Origin of the sequence: Wolbachia endosymbiont of Oedothorax gibbosus (genome assembly GCF_936270145.1) — a bacterium.
Taxonomy (GTDB): domain Bacteria; phylum Pseudomonadota; class Alphaproteobacteria; order Rickettsiales; family Anaplasmataceae; genus Wolbachia.
This window is the reverse complement of record NZ_OW370537.1, coordinates 627,317-644,373: the sequence shown is the minus strand read 5'-3', so window position 1 is coordinate 644,373 and position 17,057 is coordinate 627,317. Positions and strand designations below refer to the sequence as shown.

The window sequence follows — 17,057 nt, the reverse complement described above, 5'->3', positions numbered from 1 at the left end:
AATCAATAGACTATTAAACCACAAAGTATATAATTAACATCTACTCCTTTAGTTAGATTCCACTCACGCTTTATTACGTTGTATTCCATGCCAGCCATGTTTTGTAATATTACATTATTTTCTCTTAAGTGATTTGCAATTTCTGACGGTTTGAGAAATTTGTTCCAGTTATGTGTACCTTTTGGCAGCCAATTTAATATGTACTCTGCACCAATTATTGCAAGGCAGAAGGATTTGATAGTTCTATTTATTGTGGATATAAAGATTAACCCCTCCGGTTTTAGCAGCTCTATTGCTTTCTTCATGAAAAGCTCTAAATTATCCACATGTTCAACTACTTCCATCAACAGAACCACGTCGTACTTCTTGTCATTGCTTAGCTCTTCAATGCTGGTGTGCGTATATTCTATATTAAGCCCTACTTTTTTCGCATGTGATTGTGCCACTTTTATGTTTTCTGCGCATACATCTATTCCTGAAACGTTAATGCCAACACGTGCCATTGACTCTGATAAAATGCCACCACCGCATCCAACATCAAGCAATGATAATTCTTTTAAATTGCATTTTTTTAACTCTTTTATTTTCTCAATAATGTAAGATACTCTAACAGGATTCATCATGTGCAATGGTTTGAATTTGCCGTTCTCATCCCACCACTGGCCTGCTATTTTAGCGAATTTTGATATTTCATCTTCGTTATAAGTTTTTGTTTTTTTTTTCTTAGAGGTTATGTTGCCGAGTTTATCAAGGCGTTTTTTATGTCTGCTTTCTTTTGAAAATTCTGTTTCGAGGAATTGTTTGACTATGTCTTTTGCTAATCCACTCGCAGTAAACTCTGCACCAAGACACAGTACATTTGCGTTGCCATGCTCGCGAGCTAATTTTGCGATCTCAACACTGTTACATAAAGCAGCGTAGATTCCTTCAAAACGATTTGCCACAGTACTCATGCCCAAACCTGTACCACAAATTAATACCCCATAATTTGCTTTTTTGCTTGTTATATCTTCTACAACTTTGGCAGCATAGTCTGGATAATCCACGCACTTTTGCTGAGCAGTGCAGCCTTGATCTACCGCTGTGTAACCCAGGGTTTCCAGGTAGGATTTTATTTCTGATTTTAATTCATAACCAGCATGATCTGAGGCAATTGATATTATATCTGACATATAAAAAATTGATCTTGCATAACTTAAGGATATTTATATGGGTAATTTATTTTGATCTTTCTGTCAAGCCGTTTTAATACTCCTGATCTTTCGGGAGTCCTAAAGCTTGAAATAAATTTCGAGTCAGATGTGCATAAATTCTATATAATTTTTATCCTACTACTAATTTAACAAGATGGATCATATAGATATTATAAAATCAAAATTATTATTATCTGACATAGTAGGTAAAAAAGTCAGGCTAATAAAAAGAGGAGATAGTTTTGTTGGACTCTGTCCATTTCATAACGAAAAAACCCCATCTTTTTCGGTGAGCAATACTAAAGGATTATATTACTGTTTTGGTTGCTTAGCTAGTGGTGATGCATTTGAATTTATTTCACAAACTGAAGGATTAAGCTTTAAAGAAGCATTGGAAAGATTAGCATCGGTTACAGGTGTTGAACTGCCCAAAAGTCTTAGTATTACAAAAGAGGACAATAAACTATTTTTAGCGCTTGATTTAGCTGCAAATTGGTTTGCAGAAAAAAATCAGGGCGTTGTAGATTATTTAAAGCAGCGCAGGATTTCACCTGAAATCATAGATAAATTTAGAATAGGTTATGCACCAAGCTCTGGTTTGAAAGAGTATTTAAACTCTTCAGGTATTGAAGACAAAATTTTAATTGATATTGGATTAGTAAACAAAAATTTTCATGATTATTTTTATGACCGGCTAATGTTTCCTATACAGAGCATTACAGGAAAGGTTATTGGTTTTGGTGGACGTGCGCTGAGCTTTGAGCAACAGCCAAAATATTTAAACAGCCCAGAGAGTCAGCTCTTCAAGAAGAGGGAAAATTTATACGGATTAAACTTTGCTTTAAGCGAAATACGTAAAAAACAGCACATATTTGTTATTGAAGGATATATGGACGCTATAGCGCTACATCAAGCAGGAATTAGTAATGCAGTTGCTCCACTTGGTACCGCAATTTCTGCAGAACAGATAAAAAATCTATGGAGATTTGCTAAAGAAATCTCCATCTGTATGGATGGAGATAGTGCTGGACGTCATGCTGCTACTCGAGTTGCAGAACTTGCTCTGCCAATATTAGAGCCTGGATACACGTTAAAGTTTGTGACTTTGCCGAGTAATAAGGATCCATACGATATATGTAACGAACTGGAATACAAGAAAGAAGACGTATTGACTGCTCTTGACCATTCAACAAAACTGCATTCTGAATATTTATGGCATCACATAATCGATAGCAATTTGCAAAATTATGAAAAACTTGCTCCGGAAAAGTATTCAATTCTTGAGCACAAGTTCATGGAATATGTCAATGCTATCGGTAACAGCAGTATTAGACGGTATTATAGAGATTATTTTTACAATAAGGCTAGTGAACTAAGAAGTAGCTTCAAAAAACAGATTTTTAATAGTAAAACTAGAGCAACAAAAGGTGAGTATCTTCATAACAAATCTCCAGAGCTAATTGAAGCAGAGCAAAATCAGGCCATAATTTTGCGTATAGCCGTAGAATTTCCTGAAATCTTGAACCGTCCTATATTTTTTGAGCAATTTTCTCATTTTGAATTTACTAATGAGATGAAAAGATTACAACAGCGTGTAATTGATGTAATAAGTAACAAAAGCAAACTCGATAAAGAGCAAGAATTGAAACAGTTTGACGTTATAAAGTATGTATTCGAAAAAACTAGCGTACTAAACAGTCAATTAAGCGAGAGAAAGTCTGCAGAAATTGTGTGGAATAATATAGTGTTACTAAAAGAATTAAATGCATTACGAAAAGAAAGAACCGAAGCGAGGCTGAGCGGTAATCTTGACTTAGAAGAAAGGTTGATAGAACAAATAGAGCAAATAGAAAGTAATATACAAGAAATGCAAATGGAATTTATTGAAAAGTAGACTGCTACAGTTAATTATTTTTAGATTGTTTGTCATTCTGCTGCTTTTTAACGGAATTTATGCGTAACCGTTCATGAGAATAAAAGGGATGTACAAAGTTAGCACAAAAGTGTAAAGAAATAGGAAGCTAAATATGGAATTAACCATTCACGGATCTCTAATACAGAACTGCTGGCTTAATACTTTAAAAGAAAATTTACACTTATATTAGTATAATTATATAGTATATTAAACCCCAGTTGCGGATTAGAAGTCAGTGAAAAAGATAGGGAAATAGGGTAAACTCCGGAAACATATTATCAAAAAGTAGAGAGGTTACCCATGAATAAAAATGTAACAGAATTATTTTGCTTTGTAGACGATTTTTGCAAGGCTATAAACAAAAATTTCGCAGAAAAACTCCTGCCAAACAGTAAAAAACCTACCAGAACGCCAGAGATTACGCATTCTGAAATTCTTACTATAATTTTACTTTATCAACAATCTAGATGTGAGGACTTTAAATCTTTCTATACATATTATTTGAAAGCACTATATGGATCTGAGTTTCAAAATTTGCCAACATATAGTAGATTTATTAGGCTAAAACCGAGGGTTTTATGGTATTTAGCATTACTTTTGCAATGGCTATGTGAGCAGTCGAAAATGACAGGGATTTCGTACATAGATGCAACATCTATCGCTGTTTGCCATCCAAAAAGAATCTCAAGAAACAAAGTTTTCAAAGGATTGGCAAAGCTTGGAAAGACTACATATGGCTGGTTTTTTGGTTTTAAATTGCATATGGTAATTAATGAAAAAGGTGAAATTCAAGGAGTTACACTTACTAAAGGTAACGTTGACGACAGAAAACCAGTACCAAAATTAACTGAAAAACTGACTGGTCTTTTGTTTGGTGATAAGGGCTATATAAAGAAAGAGCTCTTTGCAAAACTCTTCGATAGAGGACTAAAACTCGTTACCAAAGTAAAAAAAGGTATGAAAAACACATTAATGCTACTTGAAGAAAAGATTTTTTTAAGAAAAAGGTCGATTATTGAAACAGTTTTTGGCTACCTAAAAGACAGACTTGAGCTTGAGCATTCAAGGCACAGGTCTCCAATAAATTTCTTGGTGCACGTCTTTTCCACATTAGTTTCATATTCCATGAAGCCTAAAAAGCCCTGTATTTCTAGATTTTACTATATTGATTAATCCGCAACTGGGGTTATATTAAGGGTTATAGGTAAATATGGTTACTCAATATGATTACGAAGAAAGTATAAAAGAAGCTGAAAAAAAGCGTTTTTATAGGTTTAAAAAAATTGCCGAAAGCACAGCAATTCAAGGTAAGTTGCAAAATTTAGAAATACGTAACACTGCTTTCTACCTGGAGTATTCGCCGGATAGTATGGTGGATATTGCGAAAATTTTAGATGGAGCTAGAAGCTTAGGGTTAAATCAGGGAAAAATAGCATTTGGTGGCAATATAGTAAAAATTGGTGAATTTAATAAAGTTGAGTTCGAGATAAAAAAAGATGGCGTAATAAATCATACAGATGTTTCAGATGCTGGCATAGGATTAGGTTTGCATAGCCGTTTAGGAGAATTGATGATTACAATGTATCCTGATACACAAGATAAAAATTTAATAAAAATAGAAGTTAATGATAAAGAGAAATTCAATCAATTGAGTGCGAAGGAAAAAAAGGAAATAGGGAGAAATCTCCAGTTTGGAGACCTCTCTTTTTGTGAAGCTATTGAACAAGGAAATTTTAAAAGATCTGGAAAACTGATGCGTTCTGAAGCAATGAGTCAATCTAACGGAGAAAAAAAAGAGATTTCCCATGCACAACGTGAAACATTAAGAAGAGCCTCAAATTTCGAAGAAACAATAGGCCGTTCTGCATAGGGGTTTTTCAATGATCTTAGGAGCAAAATAAAAGTAATAAATTTTTTGTGACACTATAAAGAGATGTCTTTATTTAAAATTTTTTTTTCAAAAGTCAGATTGATATAGCTCAGTATCACTTGAAAATGTATAATTTTTGTAGTTAGCTCTGCTGTGCATATAAAGCTTACTATTGACTTTTATCACATTATCTCACATTATCTCACATAATATGTATGTGAGAAGAATATGAACTGGAAGAATTTTTGTCTTTTCGAAAATTTATGCAGTTGTTTCTAACAAAATTAGTTAACAAATTCTATTGTTTAAAGATGAGAAATAAAGTAATCATCATTTCCAGTATTGCTTTTATTCTACTGTTTTTTATCAGCAGTGCGTTTTTAAAAAAAGATCAGGCGGTTTATAGTGATAATGCAACTAGTAACTTTTCAGTAAAAACTCAAGAATGTGCGCCGCAAAACCGCACTATATATTTAAATTTTTCTGGTACAGTAAATCCCTTACATAGAGCTAGCCTTGTCTCAAAAATAAGTGGTAAGATTATTGCTATTTATTTACCTGATGGTGAAAAGGTAAAAAGAGATGATGTAGTGTTAAAGATAGAAGATTATGACAGGATTGAGCAAGCTCAGAAAGCCAAAGCTTTATTAAAGCAGCGTGAAATTGAGTATGATTCCTCTCACAAACTGAATAAAAAAGGCTATGGAGCACAAATACAAGTAGAAGCAGCTTTTACTGCGTTACAAAGTGCAAAAGCTGACCTAAAAAGGCTAGAATTGGATTTAGAAAATACTGCAGTCACATCTCCTATAAATGGTTATATTGATAAAATCAATGCAAATGAAGGGGATTTTGTTAATGCTGGGCAAAAAATAGCTGACGTGGTTAATTTCGATCAAATTCTTGTAGTGTTATATGTTTCGGAAAATGAAGTAAATAAAATAGAGCTAGGCAGCACAGCTCAAATTAATTTGCTGGACGGAAAAGAATTGGCAGGTGAAGTAAGTTTTATTAGTAAAATTGCTGAGCCTAAAACTGGGTCTTATAGGGTAGAAGTAAAGGTAACTAATAATAAAATGATATCCTTGCAGGGACTAACTGCCAACGTAAGGCTACCTTCAGGCGAAAGATTTGCATATAAAGTTCCTTCTTCAGCCCTGAGCTTAAGTGACGAAGGTGCTCTTGGAATAAAGATTGTTGACGACAATAATTATGTAGTATTTGCACCAATAGAAATTGTTGATCATGAGAGCGATGGGGTTTGGATAGTAGCAAATAACGAAGATAAACCCATAAAGTTAATAGTATTGGGCCACCTATTTGTTAAGCCTGGTGATAAGGTTGAAGCCTAAGTCTTTCTGAATTTGAGGTCTTATTCAACAATTTTTTTTTCTTTTAATAAGCTTTGTAATTCACCTTTTTCGTACATCTCGCGGGTTATGTCGCAGCCACCGACAAACTCTCCCTTTATATATAATTGTGGAATTGTTGGCCAATCAGAAAACTTTTTTATAGATTCACGTATTTCATCATTCTCCAATACGTTAATATACTTAAACTTCACGTTCAATTTTTTTAGGATTGACACGACGAGTCCAGAGAATCCGCATTGAGGAAAATCAGAAGTGCCTTTCATATACAATACTACATCATTTTCTGCTATATTTTTTTTTATTTGTTCAAAATTGCTCATAAATTCACCTTATTTTTAAGTATTAGTTTCCAGTTGCAAGGCGTGTATAGACTGACCTTCCAGAGCTTTATATACCATTTTATGCTGTTCTATTTTTGTCTTTCCGAGAAAGCGCTTGGAGGTTATTTTTAAATGATAATGATCATCATCTCCAGCAAGGTCATGAACTTTTATATCAGCGTCGGGGAACGATTGTTTGATGATCCTTTCTAATTCGTGAATTGCAATAGTCATTAATTTGCTTTAAATTTTCATTATAAATCTAAAACGATTGAGCGCAATAAAAAGTTGCTATCACAAAAAATAGAGCATACTATAATAATGGAATGACAAATTATGCAGGGAGTCTCTGTGGTGGGCAAAAGATTTAAATTCACATATCTATTGGTTTTGCTAACTTTTTCATTTAGGTGCTTATCTTACGATGATAAAATAAATAACTTAGAGAATGTTTACACCAAAGCTAACTATTTTAGAGCATTCTTCAATGCAATAGGCTCTCTGAAAGGAAAAGAAGATGCAGGTGACAATATAACAGAGGGGGTTTTTAGTTTTAATAAGAAGGAGCGAATTGAAGCTGGATACAGTCCTAAATATGTTCCAGGGTTTGCCGGTAGTGCTGCAATAGGATATTTACTTAAAAATATGAGAGTTGAGCTTGAAGGCTTATATTCTCAAACTAACTTGTATGATGAAGATTACTCAGATAAAAACAAAGCAAGATATATTGAACTTCGTCGTAATGATGGTATGTCTGCTGGAGCGGCATGCAATTCACCTTGGAGAAGTGGAAAGGTTGATATTCACATTCAAGAAAATTGTGGTGCTGAAGCAAACTTCAGAGCTGCATTTAAGATGAAAAATGAAGGTTTTAATAATTTAGCTGGAATGATCAATATGTATCATGATTTTAACATAGCAGAAATACCATTCACTCCATATGTTGGTATTGGTGCAGGTGTAACTAAGGTTAAATTTCTAGGAAAAACCAGATATGCCTTGGCTTATCAAGCCAAACTTGGTGTCAATTACCAACTTACAGCACAAACTCAAGCGTTTGCTGGTTTACGCTATTTTGGTATCCTTGATAACCAATTTAAAGATATTGTACCAGGAATAAAGATACTAGCTGGTGAAAAATATACTCCTGCCGGTGAAAACAGTAGACTTCTTTCAAAATTGAGGGAGAGAGAGTAAGATCAAGTATTTGGAAGCATGAAATATAAGGAAATAGAAAAGTTAGAAGGAGAAAAGTTTCGACGTTTAACGGGGGTAAAAAAATCAACATTTAAGAGAATGGTAGAAATTCTAGATGAGGAGGATAAAAGGAAAAAAGCTAGAAGTGGAAGAAAAAGCAAACTTTGTATAGAAGATAGATTACTTATGGCACTGGAATATATGAGAGAATATCGTACATATTTTCATATAGGACAAAGTTATGGCATGAGTGAAAGCAACTGTTTTAAAATAATAAGGTGGGTAGAAGACACATTAATAAAACATCCAGATTTTGCATTACCAGGAAAAAAAGATCTATTAAATAGTAATGTAGAATACGAAGTTTTGGTAATAGATGGAACTGAAACAGCAGTAGAAAGGCCAAAAAAAAGCAAAAGCGCTTTTACTCTGGAAAGAAAAAAAGGCATACTATAAAAACACAAATAGTAACAGAGAAGAAGAGTAAAAAGGTCGTATGTACATCTTTCTCCAATGGTAGAAAACATGATTTTCGGATGTTTAGAGAATCAAAGATAGCAATATTACCGCAAACTAAGATCCTAGCTGATTCTGGTTACAGAGGAATGCAAAAGATACATAAAAATGTTGAATTACCACATAGAAGATCAAAAAAGAATCCTTTATCAAAGGAGAAAAAAGCAGAAAATAGATCTCTCTCTATACGAAGAGTGGTAGTTGAAAACGTAATCGGCTTATTGAAAAGGTTTAAAATCATTTCTGACAGATATAGAAATCGACGAAAACGTTTTGGCTTAAGATTTAATTTGATTGCCTCTATTCACAATAGAGAGCTCCTTTCATGAATTTTGAAAGAAGTCTAGTGAAGTTGATGAAACTGCACGTATTGAATCAACAACTGCAACCATTACCAATAGGTTTGGCATATATGGCTTAGAGTTTGGATTGGTTTATCACTTTTAACTTGTATCCAATAAATTACATATGTGAAGATAGTAAATTCAGCGTGCTGAGAATATTAGAAAGACGAGATTTTAATTGATTTTCATATTTACTCCAATCTTGTATTGCCTTTCTTGCAACACCTGAATCAACTGCGGCTTTTGCAACAGCAGGAGCTACTATAGAAATTAATCTTGGGTCAAATGGAGTAGGTATTATATATTCACGTCCATAGCTCATCTTACGACCGCCATAGGCTGCAGATATCTCACCTGGTACTGGCTCACGGGCAAGCTTTGCTATTGCATCTGCAGCTGCAATTTTCATTTCATCATTTATTGTTGTTGCATGTACATCAAGTGCCCCTCTAAATATATAAGGAAAACCCATTACGTTGTTGACTTGGTTGTTGTAATCTGACCTACCAGTTGCAATTATTGCATCAGGTCGCGCAGACTTGGCAAGCTCAGGCCTTACTTCTGGATCGGGGTTGGCGAGAGCGAAAATAATTGGGTCTTTGCCCATACTCTTTAACATCTCTTCGTTTAACACATCTTTTGCAGATAGTCCGATGAATACATCAGCGCCTTTTATTGTATCAAGTAGAGAACGTTCTGGAGTATCAATTGCATATTTTTCCTTCCACTCATTCATATCCTCGTTTCTACCTTTGTATATTACTCCTTGCTTATCACACAGCACTATATTTTTAGCGCCCATGGACTTTAGTATTTCTAAACATGCAATACCGGCTGCTCCAGCACCATTCATAATGATTTTAACGTCCTCTAATTTCTTTTCAACGATATCAAGAGCATTTTCTATGCCAGCTGCAACAACCACCGCAGTTCCATGCTGGTCATCATGGAACACTGGAATATCCATCAGTTCATTCAGGCGTTTCTCTATTATAAAACAATCGGGAGATCTTATATCTTCTAAATTTATCCCCCCCCAACTTGGCCCAAGATACCTTACTGCATTGATGAAATCTTCTATATTTTCTGTACCAACTTCTATATCAACTGCATCAATATCAGCAAAACGCTTAAATAAAACAGCTTTGCCTTCCATGACAGGTTTTGCAGCAAGAGGACCGATATTACCAAGTCCAAGCACTGCAGTGCCATTTGAAATGACAGCAACACAGTTGCTTTTTGCCGTATAATCATAAACAACCTCAGGATTTTTAGCTATTTCAAGACACGGAGCTGCAACACCAGGGGAATAAGCAAGTGACAAATCATACTGGGTAGATAAAGGTTTTGTTGGCATAATTGAAATTTTACCAGGGTTGCCACCTCTACTGTGATACTTAAGTGCTTCTTGTTTTGTGGTACTATCTAAATCATCATTCATCATTACATCCTTATATTTTAAGCTTGTATTTTTTAAGTATATGGAGTTTTTATGAATGTTCAATTGTAAACTATTAGCTTGTGAACTCTATTGTACTTCTGTATAAGTTTACCTACTACGTAAAATGGTATTATATGCTTAAGAAGAACTTGCCTAATTTGCTTACGATTTCTCGTGCACTTGCAATACCAGCAATAATATTAAGTTTTTATATAGAAAATAAATATGCAGGTCTGATAACAATATCAATCTTCATATTTGCATGCATTACGGATTTTTTTGATGGTTACCTGGCGCGTGCGTGGAAAGTCCAATCAAAGTTTGGCAAGCTATTTGATCCAATTGCTGATAAATTAATAGTGGTTTCAACGATAATTATGCTGGTTTATCAGCATAAGATAAATGATTTTACAATAGTACCATCGATTATCATTGTCTGTCGGGAAATATTGGTTTCAGGTTTACGGGAATTTCTTATAGCTACAAACGTTAGTCTGCCTGTAAGCAAAGCTGGAAAAATTAAAACATTTCTACAGATGGTTGCTGTAGTAGCACTAATAATGAGTGATTATGAAGCAACTCAATATACAGGTGCAACAGGTGCGATTTGTTTATGGGTTGCAGCTGTTATAACTGTGTGGTCGGGCTATAATTATATCCTAACCGGCATCAAACAGATTGACTGAATTTCTTAAAAAGCAATTAATGTACAAAAGTGGTTAATACTTTCACAATATTGACTGAATAGTTAAAATCCTGTATAATATATTAGTTCATAAGTTGATCGGGTTTGTATGATTGGTATTACAGATAACTCTGAGACTAAGTTTCGTTCTAAAGAACCAGGAATTAAAGAAAATCCTGAAATGGAAGATTTTTTTCAAGATTTTTGGTTAGGGATTGAAGAAGAAGAAACAAAAAAAAAGAAGGAGCTCGAACAAGAGTTATCAACATTAAAAAAAGAAGAAACAAAAAAAAAGAAGAAGCTTGAGCAAGAGTTATTAACGTTAAAAAAAAGAGAGCTATATAGACAATGTGCATCATTGGTAACAATGGTTCCATTTGCATTATTTATGGCTATTGAACTGGAAAAAATATGTAGCGATCAGGTATTACTTGGCGTGATAAGTGGCGCGCTAAGCCACACTATATTACCTTTTACAGTCTTATCTCTTATTTGTACGCTATATTTAATTTACAATAATAGAAAAATAGCACAAAAAGAACAAGAGTTAAAGGATATTGAAAATGGGGAAGAAGTAGAGAGAAAAGGGCATGATTCTCCTAGTATAAGTGAGTGTTTGATCTATATTGAAGCTATAACAACTGCACTGGTTATTGTAGGTATGATAATGGGTGAAACATCTTCACTTGAAGCAGCAGAGGATGCAATTTTATTTCTTGCCAATGCAATTGCTTTTCTTGCAACTCTTGCTTCTTATATTAATGAGCATGAAAAAAATAAGAAAAAGGAAACAGAAAAATCTAATCTTGATGAGAAATCTAGCAAGAAAACTAGCAATATGTCTGTAGCCGGATTGGCGCTTGCTGGTTCTTCTATATTTTTAATAAGAAGGATAATGTTAATGGCATTAGCATCGTCCTTAAATCCTGCTGTTGGACCTACTTTAGGCTTGATAGGTATTGCACTTTTTATGGTTGTACAGGTATTAACTATACATTCCTACAGCAAGACGCTGAAAGATCCAAAAGTGGAAGGAAGAGGTGAATCAAGAAATGCAGGTAGTTCTGACCGTAGTTATAAAGAAGAAGGGCCGGCTATTGCCTAAGAAATTTGTTTATTTAGATAATATTTAGTCTATACTTTATTTTGATCGAAAAAAATCTTATGTATAAGACTTTAATCACGTGCTTTATTTTCCTAATTTGCTCCTTTACGCAATCGTATGCGAATGATCTTGAAAAAACTGAAACTGAACTATATGAAGAAGCAGTTGAACTTTTTGACCAGAAAAAATATAAACAAGCTATTAGGGCATTTCATAAGATAGAGGATTTGTATCCTTTTTCTTATTGGGCAATGAAAGCAAAATTATTATCTGGGGTCTCTCACTATAATATGGGTAACTATAGCAGTGCTGCAAGTGATATGGATGATTATATATATGTTTATTCAAATGGTGAAGATTTACCATATGTATACTACTTAAGAGTATTATCTTATTACATGCAAATTAATAAAGTGCAACTTGGACAGCAAACTGCATATAAAACTTTAGAGCTAGCCACTGAGTACATTAATCTCTTTCCAGGCAGCGAATATATAGACGAGATAAAGGAAAAAGCAAAACTAATCACAGAGCATATATCAACAAAAGAGTACTCTATCGGTAAATTTTACCTGAGGCGTGGTGAATATTTGGCAGCAATTAAGCGTTTCCAGAATATGGCAAGCTATAAAGATTCTAAATATTTTTCTAAATCTATTAACTATTTAATAGCAGCCTATTCAGCTATTGGCCTTGACTTAGAAGCTAAGCAGTATGAAAGTATGTTATTAGCAGAAAACCTGCAAGATGCCAAGCCGGAGGCTTGAAAATTTGCTTTAGTTTTTTCTATGCTTTGATATATAATTAGGTTTTTAACTATTTGAATATGGCTGGTCATTCACAATTTTCAAATATAAAACATCGGAAAGGCGCTCAGGATGTAAAGCGCTCTCAAAAATTTACGAAGCTGATTAGAGAAGTAACAGTTGCTGCAAAGCAAGGGCTGCCCGATCCCGAACTCAACCCGCGCCTTCGCTCTGCTATATTTGCTGCACGCAAGGAAAATCTACCAAAAGATAAAATAGAAACAGCAATAAAAAATGCAACCGGTAACGTTGCTGGAGAAAATTACGAAGAAATCCAATATGAAGGTCATGGGCCTTCTGGCACTGCACTCATTGTCCATGCTTTGACTAATAATCGCAACCGCACTGCTTCTGAGGTGCGTTATATTTTTTCTCGCAAAGGTGGAAATTTAGGAGAAACAGGAAGCGTTAGTTACCTTTTTGATCATGTAGGTTTAATTGTCTATAAAGCAGAGAGTGCGAATTTTGACGATTTATTCAGTCATGGAATCGAATTAGAAGTATTGAACGTTGAGGAAAATGACAAAGAAGGATTACACGTTATAACTTGTGAAATAAAAGATTTTGGTAAAGTACGCGATGCCTTTTATGCAAAATTCGGAGAGCCAGAATTTGCTCGTCTTTCATGGCAGCCAAAAGATCTGATTGAAATTAGCGATAAAGAGTTGATTGATAAATTATCTGCATTGGTTGAAGAGCTGGAAGATAATGATGATGTACAGTATGTGGAAGGTAATTTTACTTTTGTTGATAAGCTATGAGGCTGGTAATATTTGTATTGCTTTGTATTTTACCAGCATATGCTACTGAAACATCAACAGATCTTGCACAGCCATTCCAGCATGGAATCAGGAAAAAAAAAGCTACTTTGACGACAGAAAGTGATGGAAAGTTGTTATTCATATCTAGTGACATAAAATCCTCTTTTTTTGCCACGGAAGGATTGGCGCCAGATACAGTGGTAAAATTGATCAACATATATAAAGATTTTGGTGTTGATTTTAAAAAAGACATTGTGCCAGAGAGTAAATTAGAGGTTCTTTTTGAGAGATTGCCTAATAATCAGAAGACTGAAGAAAAGATTTTATATGCTTCACTGACAATAAACAAGAAAGCTATTAGTTTATATCATTATAAATCGCAAGACGGCAAAGAAAGGTATTTTAATAAAGAAGGAATAAGCTTAAAAGATGGCGAAATTTTTGCAAATCCTTTAAATGGAGATTATCGTATATCTTCAAAATTTGGCAATAGAAAGCACCCTATTCGCGGTAAAATTGTTTTTCACAAAGGAGTGGATTATGCAGCTAAACTTGGCACTCCTATACATGCTGCTGCAGAGGGTGTGATAGAATATGTAGGAAAGAACGGTGGCTATGGAAATTATATCAAAATAAAACACAAAAATGAATATTCAACCTGTTATGCGCATATAAGTAGATTTAGTGGTGATATAAAGTTAGGCTCTAAAGTAAAGCAGGGGCAGGTCATCGCTTATGTTGGTAGCACTGGTGTTGCAACAGGACCCCATTTACATTACGAAGTTATATATAACGGCAAACACATCGATCCGCTTACGATAGCACATAAAGTTAAGGTAAAATTACTTGACTATGAACTGAAAGAATTTAAGCGACTTATGGGTGAGGTGGATAAAATAGTTCACGATAAAACTTTTAATTAAGGGAAAAATTTAAGACTATTAACTAATTTGCTGGATTAGGTAAAAATAACTTGATTGTTGCATGGTCAAATGTAAAATGCTATACAATAACATCTTATGAAAAGCATTAAAGGTAAAATAGTTATGGTACAAGATAAAAGATTAAGTCAATTAAGTTTGTTTCCTTTCTTGATATTGGGATTAGTTGTATTTTTATCTTCAATAATTTTAGATTCTTCCATAATTTTAGATTCTTTAATATTTCCAAAGTTTACAGTTCCGGCAGTTATTTTTCTTGCTTTAGTATCTATAATGCCTATATGTTGCTTTATTAACGAGCCAAATGAAGCAAGAGTGATAGAGTTTCTTGGTCATTATATTGGAACTTATTTTAAATCCGGAATGTTTATCACAATCCCATTTGCAAACAAACATGTCATTTCTCTAAAATTTCAAAATATCAACACAGAAAAAATAAAAGTGAATGATGCAAATGGAAGTCCAATAGAGATTTCTGCAGTAATTGTTTGGAGAGTGAGCAGTCCTGCAAAGGCACATTACAGTGTTAGTAACTATCATGAATTTGTTTTTGTGCAAAGCGATTCGGTAATAAGAGAATTAGCAAGCAATTATCCGTATGATAGCGAAAGCGATGAGGAATCTTTACGTAAAAATTCTGATAAAATTTCGAATGAATTGCAGTCAATGCTACAACAAAGATTAGATATTGCAGGAATTGAGATTACAGAAGCAAGAATATCGCATTTGGCGTATTCGTCCGAGATTGCACAAGCAATGTTAAGGCGTCAACAAGCACATGCTATCACTTCGGCAAGAAAGCTTATAGTGCAAAACGCAATAGGAATTATCGAGGAAGTAATAGCTCATTTTGAAAAAAACAAAAGCTTACAATTAGATGGCAAGCAAAAGGTTCAATTGATAAATAATTTGTTGGTTGCTCTAATCTCTGAGCAAGATGCACAACCAACGATTAGTTTGGATAATAATTAGCCCAACAAACATATGGGTACTTTTAATTCTTGATTAACAGACTAAATAACTTTATGGTGAAACATGTACGTTAGTTAAAACGCTGAGAGTACGAAACTTAGAACCTGATATTGTTAAAGCAAGTGTAGGAGGGTGTATGTACATAAATGTTGAAAAATTCTTTGGCTTCATTGGGATAATTACAACTATCATTGGATTATTACCTCAAGTATATAAAGCATATGTCACTAAACTTACTCATGATGTGTCAATGCTAATGTTGGTGAGCTATCTTATTTGTTCATTGTCTTGGCTTGGCTATGCTGTTTGTCATGGTGCAACTCTTGGGGTGTTTTGCAGTGTTGCTGAATCAGCGGTCAGTATAATATCAATTATTCAAAAGTGTTATTACGATGCAAAATCTACACGAGGCAATTTATCATAATACTTTACGCTGCAGTACGCAGCAACAATATCGTTCTATTGTAGTGTTAAATGGAGAAATACCGGGTTCATCGTTTTTTAAACAAGGTATACCTATTATTGCTGTGGATGGAGGAGCAAATCGGCTTGTGTCAATTGGTGTGCAGCCTGATCTTGTAATAGGAGATTTAGATAGCGTAAATCCGGATTTACGTGCTAATTTAAATACAGTGCATCTACCTGATCAAGATTATTGCGACTTTTCTAAAGCCATAGCCCATTTAAAAACAATGAAGTTGCTGCCATCGATAATAACAGGTATTACTGGAGGAGCAATTGATCACATATTACAAAATATTAACGTTTTTCTAAGTACAGGTAGTATCTTTTACACACCTTCACCTCCCATGGTAGGTTATACCTTACAAAAAGGTACTACCCATTTTTTTTTTGCCAAAAAATACTAAAATATCTTTACTTGGTATACCAAGAGCTCAAATATCAACCAAAGGATTAAAATGGGAACTGCACCTTAATAAGCTTACCTTTCCGGGAAAGAATTCTTGCTTTAATCGAAGTTTAGGCAATAAGTTATCTATAGAAGTACACAGTGGTATATGTTTGGCGATGGTTTATTTAGAAGCAGTAGATGATGCTGCAAGACATCATGTGCGTCAAGTTAAGAAGTAAATAGACTTCTTGCATTAAGTAGAAAGAAGGTATCATCCAAGTAGCAGGCACTGGTTCCTTTATGACGACAGTGCCCCTATGATGTCATCCCAGCACCTTCTTCTGTCATCCCAGTTCAGCTACTTGGATGACAAGGTTATCGTCATGCCGCTGCGAACCGTCATACCGTGATTTATTCACGGTATCTCATCCGCTAACAAGAGATCCCGCTAACACGTAGCGGGATGACGAATTGCTATACCACCGCGAACCGTCATACCGCCGCGGCGCTAACACGTAGCGGGATGACGATTGTCGGTGAACCTAAGTTGCTTTAGCCATAAATATTTAAGAAATTTACCAAATGAAAAAAAAGGCAAAAGAAGCCCCGTTGGTGACTAGTTATTTATATGTACTTCAAAATATTGGCGTTTTTTATTCTAAACGCTGCAATTTAGCCGCTTTTAAATGCAACTAACCTACACCGCAAGTGTTTAAGAAATTTACTAAGCAGGAAAAAAGGCAAAGAAACCCCGTAGTAGCTAGC

At 34.5% G+C, this 17,057-nt stretch carries 19 protein-coding genes; 15 read left to right on the top strand and 4 right to left on the bottom strand.

Going from position 1 to position 17,057, the window contains the following annotated elements; all coding sequences use genetic code 11:
- Positions 1 to 2: 2 nt before the first annotated feature.
- Positions 3 to 1,172, bottom strand: coding sequence for a bifunctional 2-polyprenyl-6-hydroxyphenol methylase/3-demethylubiquinol 3-O-methyltransferase UbiG (gene ubiG / locus NBW37_RS03175; protein ID WP_250296881.1), 1,170 nt, complete (start codon positions 1,170 to 1,172; stop codon positions 3 to 5).
- A gap of 175 nt (positions 1,173 to 1,347) precedes the next feature.
- Here ubiG and dnaG point away from each other — a divergent pair, with 175 nt between their 5' ends.
- The 4 genes from dnaG to NBW37_RS03155 all read left to right on the top strand — a co-directional run bounded on the left by dnaG (position 1,348) and on the right by NBW37_RS03155 (position 6,330).
- The gene (gene dnaG, locus NBW37_RS03170) at positions 1,348 to 3,087 is read left to right on the top strand and encodes a DNA primase (protein WP_250296879.1); all 1,740 of its coding nucleotides are present in this window, start codon (positions 1,348 to 1,350) and stop codon (positions 3,085 to 3,087) included.
- Between the two features lie 321 nt (positions 3,088 to 3,408).
- Positions 3,409 to 4,281 (top strand): IS982 family transposase, encoded by an 873-nt coding sequence (locus tag NBW37_RS03165; protein ID WP_250295817.1) that lies wholly within the window; start codon positions 3,409 to 3,411, stop codon positions 4,279 to 4,281.
- 37 nt (positions 4,282 to 4,318) lie between these two features.
- Positions 4,319 to 4,978 carry a hypothetical protein gene (locus NBW37_RS03160; RefSeq protein WP_250296877.1) on the top strand — a complete coding sequence of 220 codons (660 nt, stop codon included), beginning with the start codon at positions 4,319 to 4,321 and terminating at the stop codon, positions 4,976 to 4,978.
- Between the two features lie 263 nt (positions 4,979 to 5,241).
- A complete protein-coding gene (locus NBW37_RS03155; protein WP_250296876.1) occupies positions 5,242 to 6,330 on the top strand; it encodes an efflux RND transporter periplasmic adaptor subunit in 1,089 nt (362 codons plus the stop codon).
- A gap of 20 nt (positions 6,331 to 6,350) precedes the next feature.
- Here NBW37_RS03155 and grxD read toward each other — a convergent pair whose 3' ends face one another.
- Positions 6,351 to 6,671: a Grx4 family monothiol glutaredoxin gene (grxD, locus tag NBW37_RS03150; RefSeq protein WP_250296874.1), complete on the bottom strand. Its 321-nt coding sequence runs from the start codon at positions 6,669 to 6,671 to the stop codon at positions 6,351 to 6,353.
- A 15-nt stretch (positions 6,672 to 6,686) separates the two neighbouring features.
- Positions 6,687 to 6,905 carry a BolA/IbaG family iron-sulfur metabolism protein gene (locus NBW37_RS03145; protein WP_096641415.1) on the bottom strand — a complete coding sequence of 73 codons (219 nt, stop codon included), beginning with the start codon at positions 6,903 to 6,905 and terminating at the stop codon, positions 6,687 to 6,689.
- 156 nt (positions 6,906 to 7,061) lie between these two features.
- Here NBW37_RS03145 and NBW37_RS03140 point away from each other — a divergent pair, with 156 nt between their 5' ends.
- On the top strand, positions 7,062 to 7,868 hold the full coding sequence (locus NBW37_RS03140) for a P44/Msp2 family outer membrane protein (RefSeq protein WP_250296873.1): 807 nt from the start codon (positions 7,062 to 7,064) through the stop codon (positions 7,866 to 7,868).
- Between the two features lie 18 nt (positions 7,869 to 7,886).
- Positions 7,887 to 8,713 (top strand): IS5 family transposase gene (locus NBW37_RS03135; RefSeq protein WP_250295841.1). Its coding sequence is split into 2 segments (ribosomal slippage): positions 7,887 to 8,274 and positions 8,274 to 8,713, totalling 828 coding nucleotides; the frame shifts between segments, so codons are not numbered across the junction.
- Positions 8,714 to 8,846: 133 nt separating this feature from the next.
- Here NBW37_RS03135 and NBW37_RS03130 read toward each other — a convergent pair.
- The gene (locus tag NBW37_RS03130) at positions 8,847 to 10,169 is read right to left on the bottom strand and encodes a malic enzyme-like NAD(P)-binding protein (protein ID WP_250296984.1); all 1,323 of its coding nucleotides are present in this window, start codon (positions 10,167 to 10,169) and stop codon (positions 8,847 to 8,849) included.
- Between the two features lie 134 nt (positions 10,170 to 10,303).
- Here NBW37_RS03130 and pgsA point away from each other — a divergent pair, with 134 nt between their 5' ends.
- The 9 genes from pgsA (at position 10,304) to NBW37_RS03085 (ending at position 16,531) form a co-directional block, all read left to right on the top strand.
- Complete coding sequence (gene pgsA, locus NBW37_RS03125; RefSeq protein ID WP_250296872.1) at positions 10,304 to 10,855, top strand: CDP-diacylglycerol--glycerol-3-phosphate 3-phosphatidyltransferase; 552 nt, start codon at positions 10,304 to 10,306, stop codon at positions 10,853 to 10,855.
- A gap of 108 nt (positions 10,856 to 10,963) precedes the next feature.
- The gene (locus tag NBW37_RS03120) at positions 10,964 to 11,959 is read left to right on the top strand and encodes a hypothetical protein (protein ID WP_250296871.1); all 996 of its coding nucleotides are present in this window, start codon (positions 10,964 to 10,966) and stop codon (positions 11,957 to 11,959) included.
- A gap of 59 nt (positions 11,960 to 12,018) precedes the next feature.
- Positions 12,019 to 12,726, top strand: a complete 708-nt coding sequence (locus NBW37_RS03115; protein WP_250296870.1) for an outer membrane protein assembly factor BamD — start codon at positions 12,019 to 12,021, stop codon at positions 12,724 to 12,726.
- Between the two features lie 59 nt (positions 12,727 to 12,785).
- Entirely contained in the window at positions 12,786 to 13,526 is a 741-nt protein-coding gene (locus tag NBW37_RS03110; protein ID WP_250296869.1) for a YebC/PmpR family DNA-binding transcriptional regulator, read from the top strand.
- Positions 13,523 to 14,449 carry a M23 family metallopeptidase gene (locus tag NBW37_RS03105; RefSeq protein WP_250296868.1) on the top strand — a complete coding sequence of 309 codons (927 nt, stop codon included), beginning with the start codon at positions 13,523 to 13,525 and terminating at the stop codon, positions 14,447 to 14,449. Before NBW37_RS03110 ends, NBW37_RS03105 begins: the two co-directional genes overlap by 4 nt.
- Before the next feature lie 96 nt (positions 14,450 to 14,545).
- Positions 14,546 to 15,439, top strand: a complete 894-nt coding sequence (locus NBW37_RS03100; protein ID WP_250296867.1) for an SPFH domain-containing protein — start codon at positions 14,546 to 14,548, stop codon at positions 15,437 to 15,439.
- Between the two features lie 136 nt (positions 15,440 to 15,575).
- Positions 15,576 to 15,863, top strand: coding sequence for a PQ-loop domain-containing transporter (locus NBW37_RS03095; protein WP_250296865.1), 288 nt, complete (start codon positions 15,576 to 15,578; stop codon positions 15,861 to 15,863).
- 43 nt (positions 15,864 to 15,906) lie between these two features.
- Positions 15,907 to 16,308: a thiamine diphosphokinase gene (locus tag NBW37_RS03090; protein ID WP_250296864.1), complete on the top strand. Its 402-nt coding sequence runs from the start codon at positions 15,907 to 15,909 to the stop codon at positions 16,306 to 16,308.
- A complete protein-coding gene (locus NBW37_RS03085; RefSeq protein WP_250296863.1) occupies positions 16,292 to 16,531 on the top strand; it encodes a hypothetical protein in 240 nt (79 codons plus the stop codon). The genes NBW37_RS03090 and NBW37_RS03085 overlap by 17 nt, the downstream gene beginning before the upstream one ends.
- The last annotated feature ends 526 nt before the right edge of the window (positions 16,532 to 17,057 follow it).